This window comes from Acinetobacter sp. FB (genome assembly GCF_056033405.1).
The window spans coordinates 122,580-135,016 of sequence record NZ_CM148502.1; the positions used below are offsets into that span (position 1 = coordinate 122,580).

Here is a 12,437-nt window from a genome sequence, read left to right on the forward strand (position 1 = left end):
GAAATACTTCTTCAAAATAAGGCCTTAAGTTATCGGGAGAGTTACAGTGAGATGAACATGAAAATGTCTGTTCAGGGTGGGTACCTTAGCCAATTAATACGCTACTTTTTGGCTACTTTATTGTTGTTATGTACGTCTTTGGTTTACGCTCAAGACAATCTATCAGCACCGTTACTGACTCCTGAACAGGCATTTGCATTTTCAGTTGAATCGACCAAAACCAATCAAGCGCGGTTACACTGGACCATTCAGCCCAATTATTATCTCTATCAACACAAATTTGAGGTTCAACAAGGCAATCAACCTGTTACGTTGAAATTACCCAAAGCAGTTGAACAGTACGATGAAAACTATGGTCATAGCCAAGTTTATTATCAGCAAGCAGAGTTTGAGATTAGCACTCAAGCATCTCAACATTATCGTGTTACATGGCAGGGTTGTGCCAAAGACCGTATTTGCTATCCACCTCAAAATATTGAATTTCAAACCGATGCTGATGGGTTGGTCAGTGTTGAAAATGTCAGTTCTAATTCACAAAAACGTTTTTTAGATGTTGCTCGTTCTGCGAATAGCTTAAATGCTCAGACCGTAGAGACGGATGAACTTACAACTGAAAAGTCTAATGATGTAAAGCTGAATAATTCAGTCAATATGGCGCAAGACCAACAGTGGTCAAGCACATTGGCACAGCACTCTCTTGCTTATAGCTTGTTATTATTTCTAGGTTTAGGAATTTTATTGGCATTTACGCCGTGTTCTTTACCAATGTTGCCGATTTTGACCTCATTGATTGTTCGTGAACATAAAGGCGTTAAAGCGTGGACGATTGCACTTACTTTTGTATTTAGTATGGCAATGGTCTATGCCGTATTGGGTTTAATTGCCTCTGTGGCAGGGCTAAATTTCCAACGATGGTTACAGCAACCTGCGACATTAGTTGCATTTAGTCTATTGTTCGTTGTATTCGCTTTAAATCTGTTTGGTTTATTTGAATTGAAACTGCCACAGAAATGGGTGAATCGCCTTGACCAAATGCAGTCAGTACAACAAGGTGGGACTTTGCTTGGTGCGAGTATCATGGGCATGATCTCCGCATTGTTAGTCGGTCCGTGTATGACGGCACCTCTAGCGGGTACATTGCTCTTTATTTCACAAACGCAAAATCAGTGGCAAGGTGCTCTACTATTATTCACCTTGGGATTTGGTATGGGTATTCCATTACTGCTTGCTAGTGTTCTAGGTGCAAAGGCACTACCGAAAGCAGGGGAATGGATGCATCAAATTAAGGTTATTTTTGCCTTTTTGATGTTGGCTTTAAGTATTTATTTTATCCGTCCGTTGTTACCTGAATTAGCGATTCAAATACTTAGTCTTGTATTGGGCATGGCATTTATTGGTTTCGCGATATATCGTCTATTTGTGAAAAAAGGGCAATTACAGTGGTTATATGCATTGTTGCTGATGATCTCAGTTCCGTTTTTAGCTTTTAACCAATATCAACATATTCAAAATTTAAGCGCAGTTCAGGCAGATAAATTAGCAGAGTGGCATGTCGCAACAACCGCTGTTGAGTTTGAGCGGATTCTAGCCAATGCACCAAAAGATCAAGCTATAGTGATTGATGTGTATGCAGACTGGTGTGTGGCTTGTCAGCCGATTGAGCATCGTGTATTAAAAGATGCAGAAGTTCAACAGGCATTATCTCACTATTATTTGATTAAACTTGATTTAAGTCATTATGATGCGTCGCATCAGGCTTTATTAAATCAATGGGACATTTTAGGACCCCCAACCTATTTATTTTTAGATCAAAAACAACAAGAAGTACGTTCACTGCGTTTAACTGGTGCTTTTCAAAAATCAGAATTATTACAACAACTCACCTTGCTGAAAGGGAAATTATAATCATGTATCAACTGTTTATTGGCAATAAAAATTATTCAACTTGGTCGATGCGACCGTGGATTTTATTAAAACAACTTGGCATTCCATTTCAGGAGCATGTAATTCAATTTGATAGTTTTGAACCTGACAGCCAATTTAAAACTGAGATTTTAAAATTGAATTCAACGGGCAAAGTCCCAACACTCATGCACGATGATTTGATTATTTGGGATAGTCTAGCGATTTGTGAATATATTGCTGAACAAAATCCTGAGAAGAATGTGCTACCTCAAGATAGAAAGCAACGAGCCAGAGCACGATGTATTAGTGCAGAAATGCACAGTAGTTTTCAAAGCTTACGTAATTTGTGTCCAATGAATGTTGAGGCTGATTTGTCCCATATTGGAAAACAGCTTTGGGCTGACCACGAGCAACTAAGGAATGACGTGGCCCGAATTGATCAAATTTGGTCAGAGAGACCAAGTGAAGAGCAGTTTTTATGTGGTGAGTTTAGTCTAGCCGATGCATTTTATGCGCCTGTGGCTATGCGGTTTGAATGTTATAAATTACCCATCTCTGCTTCTAGCCAAAGTTATATGCACAAGATATTGTCTTTAGCATCAGTTCAAGAGTGGATTGCAGAAGCCAAACAAGAACAGATGTTTGTACCCTTTGATGAGCCTTATCGTAATCATCGTGAAGAATATTTAAAAGACTAAATAACAGATCAAAAATAAAGGCATCTTTGGATGCCTTTATTGGATTAATTTAAGAAAAGTTCAGTAAAAATTTTGACTTGATTTCGACCAGATGCTTTTACCGCATATAATGCTTGATCTGCCTGACTAATAATTAGGTGAGGTTCATCGGCACTGAGGGTGCTACTGATTCCAAAACTGGCACTGATTGAAAACTCTTGATGATCTTCTGAGGTAAATTTTAACTCACTAATCGCTAAGCGACAGCGCTCCGCCACATTTTGTGCTTGTGCAGGCGTAGTATTTGGCAATAATAAAATAAATTCCTCGCCCCCAAAGCGCCCAATCATATCTCGGTCACGTAAATTATTCGCCAAACATTTTGCAACATTGACCAACACTTGATCCCCAACGCTATGCCCAAAATGATCGTTAATATTTTTAAAATGATCTAAATCGAGTAATACAATCGAGTACAGTTGATTTGGTTGCTGATGTAAGCGCTCTAAGTGATTGCTAATACTGCGACGATTCATCACATTGGTGAGCGGATCTAAACGACTGAGTACTTGAATAGCCGTTTCTCTAATTCGCCATTGTTTGAGCAGACTTTCAAATAGCAGCAAACAAGCAATTAAAATTGGCAATAAGAAGAAAAACATACTGCCAACCCAAAAAGGATGCATTTGAGCTTGATTCAGGACTTCTAGCTTAAATATCGGTGCATATTGTAGTACACCATACATACTTAAAAAGTTACAAAACAGCAGTGCGATTGTTGCTGGCACTAGAGCGCAATAAATCATTTTACGATCAAACAGAACCAGACCTACTCCCACGACACTAACATACGCAACCATGGTTGCAGGACTAAAACTCCCAATCAGATAGCCTGTATGACAAAGTAAAACAGTAAAGACCTGTACGCTTAAAATCGGAATAATTTCTTGTACCCAAGATTTATCTTTATAAATAAAGCAGGGCACAATCAAACTTAAAAAGACAAAAAGCATGATTACATTGGTCCAAAGTTTAGATCGAACCAACGGTAAATTTACCCATTGCCATGTAAATGGATTGAGCAGGACAAAACTGTCCCAAATAATTCCAAATAGACTCATAAGTGAGGCTAAGATTAGCAACAGAATACATTTCTTTAACATGTTCCAATTAATTAATGGTTCATGTTCCCAGAACTGCGAGAAATTCCATTTTTCTCTGTCAACTAATCTCTTAAAATGAATCTTCATCATTGGCATGCTTCCTTATATGCAATGAGATTCCTAAGAAACGTTATTAGTGTAAATTCGTCATCAAAAACATTATTAAACGATTATTAAAATAACAATAGCACCTTTAGAATGAGAAGGAAGTCTAGCTATGTGCTTTTTAATGTAAATTAGGAGAGGAAAAATTCTTTGAAAAAGGAAGCTTAATCTAAATATTCGATCAGTTTGTTCTTATAATGACAAAAAGGAATTAAGAATGACAATGGTCAGACATAGCTGACCATTTTCTGCACAATCATCAAATTATGTTTTAATCACGATCAATTGCATGAGCAAAATCCGCAATGTCTGCTAAAGCTTGTTTGGCTTCTGGAAACCAAGCATTAAACATTTGGAAGTTATGCCACATGCCTGTGTAAAGTTTAAAGTGTACTTTGACTCCAGCTTTTTCTGCTTTTTCTCTAAAGCGTTTTGAATCATCTAGTAAAATTTCTTTTGAGCCGACTTGCACCAGTGTCGGCGGTAAGCCTTTAAGATCATCAAATAGAGGAGAAACACGCGGATCATCCGCTTGAATACCATCTTTTAAGTAATGATTAATTCCTGCTTGTAAGGCTTCAATAGAGAGCAGGGCATCATGTTTTTGATTAAAGCGTAATGATTCACTGGTGAGGGTCAGGTCTAAATAGGGTGACATTAAAATTAAACCGCTTGGCATGAGGTCAGGTTGTGCTTTTAATCGTAAGCACAATGCCAACGCAAGATTGGCACCACAAGAATCACCCGAAATAATAATATCTTTAGGTTGGATACCTTGTACCAATAGTGCTTGATAAACGTCAAAAATTGCATCAATTGCTTCAGGGAAAGCATGTTCAGGGGCTAATGGATAATCCACATGAACCACTTGCATTTGCGTGCGTGCAGCAATATCAGTCATGAGAGCACGATGCGTATTTAAACTCCCCAAGAAAAAAGCGCCGCCATGAATATGGAAAATAAGCTGTGTGGCAGAAGCTTGTGCTTTGATTTCTTCACCACGCACGCCTGCTAAGCGCAATGGCCGAATTTGTACTGTTGGATTTTGAGGGAATAGACGACAAAGTTGGTCTAATAAAGGTCGCAAAGCATTCGGGGCTAAATTAAACTGACTCGGCGTACGAATGGTCGCTTTTAGTAATGATTCAGTAAAATAATATTTCCAAACAGTACCAAATTTCATAATTTTTCCATATTGTTAGGTCAGTATATAACTAAGAGAGTTTTGACTCGTGTGCCTTGCACTGTAATTACAACAATGTTTTGTTGTTGCTCAGGCTATACCCAATAGTCATAATCAAGAATTGCAATATTGATAGAAATTCTCAATACTCTTAGTCTTGAAAAGACCCCTTAAGGATATTACAAAAATGAAGAAAATTGCTTTAGCATTTGGATTGCTCGGTTTAACAACTTTTGCCAATGCTGCAGATGCATTAAATGGCTCAGTATGGCAAACCATTGATGATGAAACAAAACAGCCAAAAGCGATCGTGAAATTTACGGAGCTGAAGGATGGCACGCTTACAGCATCTATTCAAAAATATTTAGTTCCAGGTCAAGAGAATGCATGTTCAAAATGCGAAGGAACATTTCATAACAAGACATTAAAAGGGGTAACGATTGTTCATAGCCTTAAAAATGTTGGTGGCGTAAATTATGATGGTGGTTCGATTATCGATCCTAAGAATGGCAAAACTTATAAATTGAAAGCTGAGATCATCGAAGGTGGTAAAAAGCTTAAATTACGCGGTTATATTGGTGTAGCGGCGCTTGGTCGTAACCAAACTTGGATTCGTGCAAACTAATTACATTTTAAGCGTAAAAAAACCGAGTCTCATGACTCGGTTTTTTATTTCTATTAATGGGTCATTTATGCTGATAAAGCTTGATAAGTCGCTTCATCAAAGCCAATTACAAAGCCTTCAGGCGTTTGTAAAACGGGACGTTTAATCAAACTCGGCTGAGCAATTAAAGTTTCAATCAAATTTTCCTGATTACTGGTTGCATGTGCCTGTTCTGCTTCGGTTAATTTACGCCAAGTCGTACCTTTTTTATTTAGGACCTTATCTGCGCCAATCTCTTTTAGCCAAATTGCTAAAGTGTCGGCATCAATCCCTTGTTTTTTATAATCATGAAATTCGTAAGAAATTCCTTTTGCTTGTAGTGCATCAAAAGCTTTTTTCATCGAATTACAATTTTTAATTCCATAAATTTTAAACATACTGAAAACCATAACAACACAATGAAAGATATGCGTTAAAGCCTAACTTAAAAGGCAGGGAATGTACCAGTTGAAAATTTTTATCAAGTTAATCGATGTTATGTATTAAGCGTAGATTAAATGACTAAATCTTTCTTATTTTTTGAACAAAATTGCTAAATACAAAGGAGAGGAAAAATATTTAATATCTGAAAAAGAGAAAACCCGCATCTAATCATCCTGATCATGCGGGTCTCATTTCAACGTCCAATGTCTCATCCTTGCAAATAAACTTAATCTAAGTTTATTTTGTCTTCCTACGGCGTCCTATCCTTTTGTGGTCATCCTGACCGCTTCCCTGTGCCGTGGTGCTATAATGCCGTTACAGCTGGTAAATAAAAATACACAAAAAACGACATGATATGTAAGCTAAAGAGGCGGTCAAAGTGAACGAGTGTTCACTTATTCGCATATTTTATAATCAATAATCACAGGTGCATGGTCACTAAACCATTGTTCTTTATACACCCAGGCATTTGCAGTCCGTGCTTTCCAATCTGGAGAACATGCTTGATAGTCGATACGCCAACCGACATTTTTCGCACGTGCTTGCCCACGATTTGACCACCATGAATACAATTCGGCTTCTTTTCGTACCTCACGGAAGGTATCTACATAGCCAAGTTCATCATAAATATGGTCGAGCCATGCACGTTCATGTGGTAAACAGCCAGATGATTTCTGATTGCCTGACCAGTTTTTAATATCAATACGTTTATGCACGATATTGTAGTCACCACACACGATGATCGATTTATTTTCATCTCGCCATTGCTTGAGTATTTGGGCATATTCTTGAAGAAATAAATCTTTACGTGCTTGTGCTTCATCACCGCTTGAACCTGATGGTAAGTATAACGAGGCAATATGAACAGGGTGTGACAGACCTAAATCGAATTCCGCCGTGATAAAACGTCCTTGCGAATCCGCCAATTCAAAACCTAAGCCATTTTGCACAGAGACAAAAGGTAAGCGGCTATAAATAGCTGTGCCTGCATAGCCTGCACGTTCAGCAGGGAACAGATGCGTATACCAACCTTCTGGTTTAAATTTATGCGTCCATTGTTCATGGGTGATGCGGCTTTCTTGCATACACACCACATCGGCATCGGACTGTTCTAACCACTCAAGCAGACCTTTGGTCACAGATGAACGTAGACCATTTACGTTAATTGAAACCACTCGAAGAATTTTTACATCACTTGGATAGCTATCCTTTGGTATCATACGTCTGTTTAACCTCAATTAAAGAATTTGGAGCACCTAATATGACAACGCCTGTGTCATTTCATCCGCAAGCTTTTATCGAACTCGCATTATCACGTGGTGTGCTTAAATTTGGTGAGTTTACCTTAAAATCAGGTCGTGTCAGTCCTTATTTCTTTAACGCGGGTTTACTCAATGATGGCGAAGCGTTGTCTTTGTTAGCACAAGGTTATGCCGATAAATTGGTTCAGTGTGAAAACGTTGGTGTGATTTTTGGTCCTGCATATAAAGGTATTCCTTTTGTTGCTGCTACTGCGGTGGCATTGTCTCAAGTGCATGGCAAGAGTGTTCCTTGGGGTTTTAACCGTAAAGAAGCCAAAGATCATGGTGAAGGTGGTGTGTTGGTTGGTGCATCGGTTGCAGGTCAAAAAGTCTGGATCATTGATGATGTAATCACTGCGGGGACTGCGATTCGTGAAGTTGTAACGATCTTAAAAAATGCGGGTGCGACGATTGCAGGGGTGTTGGTTGCGCTAGACCGTCAAGAACGTGGTCAAGGTGAGCTTTCTGCGATTCAGGAAGTACAAAAAGAACTCGAAATCCCTGTGCATGCTTTAATCACGATGAAAGATTTGATGGATTATTTGGATGCAAAAGGCGAGAAAGAAGCATTGGCAAATATGCAGGCTTATCGTGAAAAATATGGCATCTAAGTTTTAGATGTAAAAGAAAAGGAAGCGAAGGCTTCCTTTTTTTGTTGAGGTAATAGATTATTGTAAATAATGTTTAAAAATAAGCGTGAAAACTGAAAAAGCCGTTATAGTGCACTGAATCCTAAGGTGGCTTAATTTAAGATATTGATACTTATAGAAAGATTTCAAGCATTTTTTATAAAATTTATTATGTCGATTTTAGATATTCTTTAATATTATGGTATGAAATGATTGAAGACATTAGATACTTAATAGTTTTTGCTAAGATTGCTGAAATAGGTTCCATTAGTAAAGGGGCTAAAGCGCTTGGCTTATCTAGTGCAACAGCTAGTCAACACCTTACAAAATTAGAAAAAAATTTGGGGTGTGCATTGTTCTATCGAAATACTAGAAAAATAACTCTAACTCATGATGGAGAAAAACTTTTAGAAACAGCTAAATCTATATTAGAAACTTATGAGCAAGGTATCAATGACTTAAGAAAAAGTTCAATAATTAGAAGTACAAAGTTAAATATATCAATTCCTGCTATTTTTATTCACGGGGGTTTTATGAAACATATAACAGATTTCATAAAAAATTTTCCTGATTTAATAATAAATATTACTTGTGATGATGAAAAAAATGACCTTGTTTTTGAAAATATAGACGTGGCTTTTAGAATAGGAGAGCCTTTGGATAGCTCACTAAAATCTAAGTATTTATTTGATATACCTAGAAGTATTGTTGCGACAAAAAACTATCTTAAAACTCATGAAGAGCCACAAACTCCATATGATTTGGAAACAATGAGCTGGATTGGTTTAAGTATGCGCCCTCATTCAAGAATATTGAGAAACAAAACTAATGCCGAGGAAGTAAAAATTACTTATAATCCAAGTGTTTGTGTAAATAACGTGGAAGCATCTTATCAGCTAGCAAAACTTGATGTTGGCTTGGCTGCTCCTCCTAATTATTTGATTAAAAATGACATTATTAGTGGAGATATTGTAAAAGTTTTACCTCAATGGGAATTACAACCTTTAAACGTATATGCTATTTGGCAAGCTAATTTACCTATCAATAGTATTGCCTATTTGTTAATTAATAAAATTTATAGTTCATTTGAAAGTAAAAATACTAAATATCATATATATAGAAATGAATATTAAAGAAAAGCCCATCAACCTATTGAATAGTAAGATACGCTTACTATTACTCAATATCATAGTTAACTTTTCCCCTAAAGCTCCCCATAAGGCTAAAGATAAATAACAAATTAGAAAGTAAATACAGATAAAAACTATGAATGGAGCGTTAGTGTTTGGAGCTGAAAATAAAGCAGCTCCTGAAGCACATGCTATCCATGCTTTAGGATTTAACCATTGTAATAGGAATCCATCTAAGAAATTAGGTATCGAATTATTATGAAGGATTTCAATTTTTGGTTTTGATGATAGTATTTTATAGCCTATATAGATAATAAAAACGGATCCTAAAAACTCTAATGACTTAAAGATGATAGGGTAAGTATTTATAATTTTAGAAAAGCCGAATCCTACACATATTAAAAGCAATATAAATCCAATAGTAGCTCCCGATATGAAAGGAAATGCTTTAATAAAACCATGATTTAGGCTAGTTGATAGTATTGTTATATTTACTGGACCGGGGGAAATAGACATGCTCAAAGAAAACATGAACATGCTTAAAATTACTGCTAATGACATCTTGAATATAATCTATAAATATTTTTAGGTAGCTAAAGATTACAATCATAAGACATATAGAATTAGCCTATTTTTATCAAAAACAGTTTTAGAAATTTTTCACATTTAACATAAATCTCTAATGCGAATTACTTATCTTCGCACTTCTTACATTCCAACATCAGACCTAATTTTTCTTTACGCCCTTGTTTAGTTAAAACCCAAGGGCGATTTTGCCACGGTGGGTCGTGGCGCACATGTTGCGTATGACCACAAGCGAGATCAGCAACCCAATGATTTTCTTCATCGATATGAAAACCAACAATGGCTTGCTGCATTTATTCACTCAAACTTTCGAGTTTAGAATCCTCTAAACCCTTTAAAAAACGATGGCATAGATTATGAATTGCCACCAAATCATTTGGATCAACACCCAAAGAGCAGGCGAGTTTAAACGGAATTAAGGTAATTTCATCTTTTGCAGCAAGTGCTTTTTCAAGCAAGATCACTTTTTTCATACGCTCATCTTCTTTCACTGCAACGCGCTTTAAAAATTGCTTTTCTTCTAGTTTTTTAATAATTGGTGTCAGCGTGCCCGAATCAAAAAAGGTCTTTTGACCAATTTCAGACAACGTCACATTGTCCTTCTCGTATAAAGCCAATAGCACAATAAATTGCGGATAGGTCAGGTCGTATTCTTGAAGCAAGGGACGATATTGACGAATCATCGCATTGGTCGCGGAATACATTGCAAAACACACTTGATTATCCAAGTAAGAAAATTCAGTCATGCTTTGCTCCTTAGCGTCATCTTTGCGAACTCACAGTATAGTTTGATTAATATAAAAAGTATATTGTGTATAATTAACTTGCACACAATATAATTGTGTGCAATATTAATCCACATAGCTGAACAAATAGACAAAGCTATTAGGCAAATAAGATTGATTGAATCAGAGCGAGATGTTGTATGACCACAATTTATGATTTTCAGGCTGAACTTTTAGAAGGCGAGCAAAAGAACTTTGCAGACTATCAAGGCAAAGTTTTATTGGTGGTGAACACGGCAAGTCAATGTGGCTTAACTCCACAATTTGAAGGTTTAGAAAAGCTATATCAGGACTATCAACAACAAGGTTTGGTGATTTTAGGCTTTCCATGTAACCAATTTGCCAACCAAGACCCATCAAGCAATGAAGAAATTGGTAGCTTCTGTCAGCGTAACTATGGCGTATCATTTCCAATGTTTGCCAAAGTCGATGTGAATGGTTCAAATGCGCATCCGATTTATAAATATCTCACTTCAGAAGCCAAAGGCATCTTAGGGAGTGAAAGCATCAAATGGAATTTCACCAAGTTTTTGATTAACCAAAATGGTGAAGTCATCAAACGCTATTCACCAACCACCAAACCTGAAAAAATTAGCAAAGATATTCAAAAACTCTTGGCATAAGTTGAATATAAAATTGAATGCTTTAGAAATTACTGGTATCGAAATCATCTACCAGTAATTTTTTAATTTTTATCACTCAGAAAATCGTCTATTTAAATAAATCGAATCTAGTGATTTGAATAAATTAGAATTTTTTAGATTTAATAATTACATAACTTGTTTAAACAACATCAACAAACTTCGCTATACTTTTTGCCAAGATTAAAAATATGAGCGTTAAATTATGCGTGTACTTGTAGTGATGGACCCAATTGAAACGGTGAATCTCAAGAAAGATTCCACCATGGCAATGTTATGGGCGGCAAGCCGTCGCGGTCATGAATTGGGTTATGCATTACAACACGATTTATATATTGATAAGGGTAAAGCCTTTGGTTTGATTTCACCGCTTAAAGTCTTTGAAGATTACGATCACTATTATGAGTTGGGTGACAAGCGCAAAGAGTCATTGGCGGACTACGATGTGGTTTTGATGCGCAAAGACCCACCGTTTGATATGAATTTTGTCTATACCACTTATATTCTGGAACAAGCTGAACGTGAAGGGGCGTGGATTATTAACAAACCACAATCGCTACGTGACTGTAATGAAAAGCTGTTCGCAACTCAATTCCCAGAATTACAAGTACCGACTTTAGTGACTTCACAACAAAGCCTAATTCGTGAATTCATTAAAGAACATGGTGATGTGATTGTAAAACCACTCGATGGTATGGGCGGGATGGGGATTTTCCGTTTATACCAAGATGGGGTAAATATTGGTTCAACTCTGGAAATGCTCACCGAAATGGGAACATGTCCGATCATGGCACAACGTTATATTCCTGAAATTGTTGAAGGGGATAAGCGTATCTTGATGGTGAATGGTGAGCCGATTCCATATTGCTTGGCGCGTATTCCGCAAAATGGTGAAGTTCGAGGTAATTTGGCGGCAGGTGGTTTAGGTCAAGCGCGCCCACTCACTGAAAATGACAAAATGATTGCGGCAAAAGTCGGTCCTTTCCTACGTGAAAAAGGTTTGGTTTTTGTGGGTCTTGATGTGATTGGTAATTATGTCACTGAAATAAATGTCACGAGTCCAACCTGTATTCGTGAGATTGATGCTCAGTTTGGTACCTCGATTGCAGATAATTTATTTGATGTGCTAGAAGCAGGGCGAAACAGCTAAGATTACGCCATTTTTTGACCAAACTGCCCGTTTGTATTTAGATTAAATTTATGTGCAAATGGGTGTTTGGATATTGGCAGAACCTTGTTTTCAACA

Annotated in this window: 14 protein-coding genes; 7 read left to right on the plus strand and 7 right to left on the minus strand. The window is 37.0% G+C overall.

All coding sequences use genetic code 11. The features are described 5' to 3' along the window. Nucleotides 1-57 precede the first annotated feature (57 nt). Nucleotides 58-1,905, plus strand: coding sequence for a protein-disulfide reductase DsbD (gene dsbD, locus AC0JIQ_RS00570; RefSeq protein WP_474202320.1), 1,848 nt, complete (start codon nt 58-60; stop codon nt 1,903-1,905). A 2-nt stretch (nt 1,906-1,907) separates the two neighbouring features. Beyond that, nucleotides 1,908-2,603, plus strand: a complete 696-nt coding sequence (locus AC0JIQ_RS00575) for a glutathione S-transferase family protein (RefSeq protein ID WP_474202321.1) — start codon at nt 1,908-1,910, stop codon at nt 2,601-2,603. A gap of 44 nt (nt 2,604-2,647) precedes the next feature. Here the strand turns inward: AC0JIQ_RS00575 and AC0JIQ_RS00580 are convergent, their stop codons facing one another. Together AC0JIQ_RS00580 and AC0JIQ_RS00585 are read right to left on the minus strand one after the other, a co-directional pair. Then, nucleotides 2,648-3,835 carry a GGDEF domain-containing protein gene (locus AC0JIQ_RS00580; RefSeq protein ID WP_346510205.1) on the minus strand — a complete coding sequence of 396 codons (1,188 nt, stop codon included), beginning with the start codon at nt 3,833-3,835 and terminating at the stop codon, nt 2,648-2,650. A gap of 286 nt (nt 3,836-4,121) precedes the next feature. Then, nucleotides 4,122-5,033 carry an alpha/beta hydrolase gene (locus tag AC0JIQ_RS00585; RefSeq protein WP_005219239.1) on the minus strand — a complete coding sequence of 304 codons (912 nt, stop codon included), beginning with the start codon at nt 5,031-5,033 and terminating at the stop codon, nt 4,122-4,124. A 187-nt stretch (nt 5,034-5,220) separates the two neighbouring features. Between AC0JIQ_RS00585 and AC0JIQ_RS00590 the strand changes: the two genes are divergently transcribed. Further along, the gene (locus tag AC0JIQ_RS00590) at nt 5,221-5,658 is read left to right on the plus strand and encodes a DUF2147 domain-containing protein (RefSeq protein WP_004659856.1); all 438 of its coding nucleotides are present in this window, start codon (nt 5,221-5,223) and stop codon (nt 5,656-5,658) included. A 65-nt stretch (nt 5,659-5,723) separates the two neighbouring features. Here the strand turns inward: AC0JIQ_RS00590 and AC0JIQ_RS00595 are convergent, their stop codons facing one another. Both AC0JIQ_RS00595 and AC0JIQ_RS00600 read right to left on the minus strand, forming a co-directional pair. Continuing rightward, nucleotides 5,724-6,074, minus strand: a complete 351-nt coding sequence (locus AC0JIQ_RS00595; protein ID WP_050041173.1) for a Spx/MgsR family RNA polymerase-binding regulatory protein — start codon at nt 6,072-6,074, stop codon at nt 5,724-5,726. A 441-nt stretch (nt 6,075-6,515) separates the two neighbouring features. Beyond that, nucleotides 6,516-7,340: an exodeoxyribonuclease III gene (locus AC0JIQ_RS00600; protein ID WP_474202322.1), complete on the minus strand. Its 825-nt coding sequence runs from the start codon at nt 7,338-7,340 to the stop codon at nt 6,516-6,518. A gap of 41 nt (nt 7,341-7,381) precedes the next feature. On the opposite strand from AC0JIQ_RS00600, the gene pyrE reads away from it, so the two are divergent. Both pyrE and AC0JIQ_RS00610 read left to right on the plus strand, forming a co-directional pair. After that, nucleotides 7,382-8,032 carry an orotate phosphoribosyltransferase gene (gene pyrE / locus AC0JIQ_RS00605; protein WP_061393106.1) on the plus strand — a complete coding sequence of 217 codons (651 nt, stop codon included), beginning with the start codon at nt 7,382-7,384 and terminating at the stop codon, nt 8,030-8,032. A 227-nt stretch (nt 8,033-8,259) separates the two neighbouring features. Continuing rightward, nucleotides 8,260-9,183, plus strand: a complete 924-nt coding sequence (locus AC0JIQ_RS00610) for a LysR family transcriptional regulator (RefSeq protein ID WP_474202323.1) — start codon at nt 8,260-8,262, stop codon at nt 9,181-9,183. Here AC0JIQ_RS00610 and AC0JIQ_RS00615 read toward each other — a convergent pair. The 3 genes from AC0JIQ_RS00615 to AC0JIQ_RS00625 form a co-directional block, all read right to left on the minus strand. Further along, nucleotides 9,133-9,741 carry a LysE family translocator gene (locus AC0JIQ_RS00615; protein ID WP_474202324.1) on the minus strand — a complete coding sequence of 203 codons (609 nt, stop codon included), beginning with the start codon at nt 9,739-9,741 and terminating at the stop codon, nt 9,133-9,135. The genes AC0JIQ_RS00610 and AC0JIQ_RS00615 overlap by 51 nt on opposite strands. Nucleotides 9,742-9,869: 128 nt before the next feature. Then, nucleotides 9,870-10,058, minus strand: a complete 189-nt coding sequence (locus AC0JIQ_RS00620) for a DUF3565 domain-containing protein (RefSeq protein ID WP_474202325.1) — start codon at nt 10,056-10,058, stop codon at nt 9,870-9,872. After that, complete coding sequence (locus tag AC0JIQ_RS00625; protein ID WP_005060194.1) at nt 10,059-10,511, minus strand: MarR family winged helix-turn-helix transcriptional regulator; 453 nt, start codon at nt 10,509-10,511, stop codon at nt 10,059-10,061. A 179-nt stretch (nt 10,512-10,690) separates the two neighbouring features. On the opposite strand from AC0JIQ_RS00625, the gene AC0JIQ_RS00630 reads away from it, so the two are divergent. Further along, the gene (locus tag AC0JIQ_RS00630; protein ID WP_005052532.1) at nt 10,691-11,173 is read left to right on the plus strand and encodes a glutathione peroxidase; all 483 of its coding nucleotides are present in this window, start codon (nt 10,691-10,693) and stop codon (nt 11,171-11,173) included. A gap of 223 nt (nt 11,174-11,396) precedes the next feature. Next, nucleotides 11,397-12,341, plus strand: coding sequence for a glutathione synthase (gene gshB / locus AC0JIQ_RS00635; RefSeq protein ID WP_474202326.1), 945 nt, complete (start codon nt 11,397-11,399; stop codon nt 12,339-12,341). Nucleotides 12,342-12,437 lie beyond the last annotated feature (96 nt).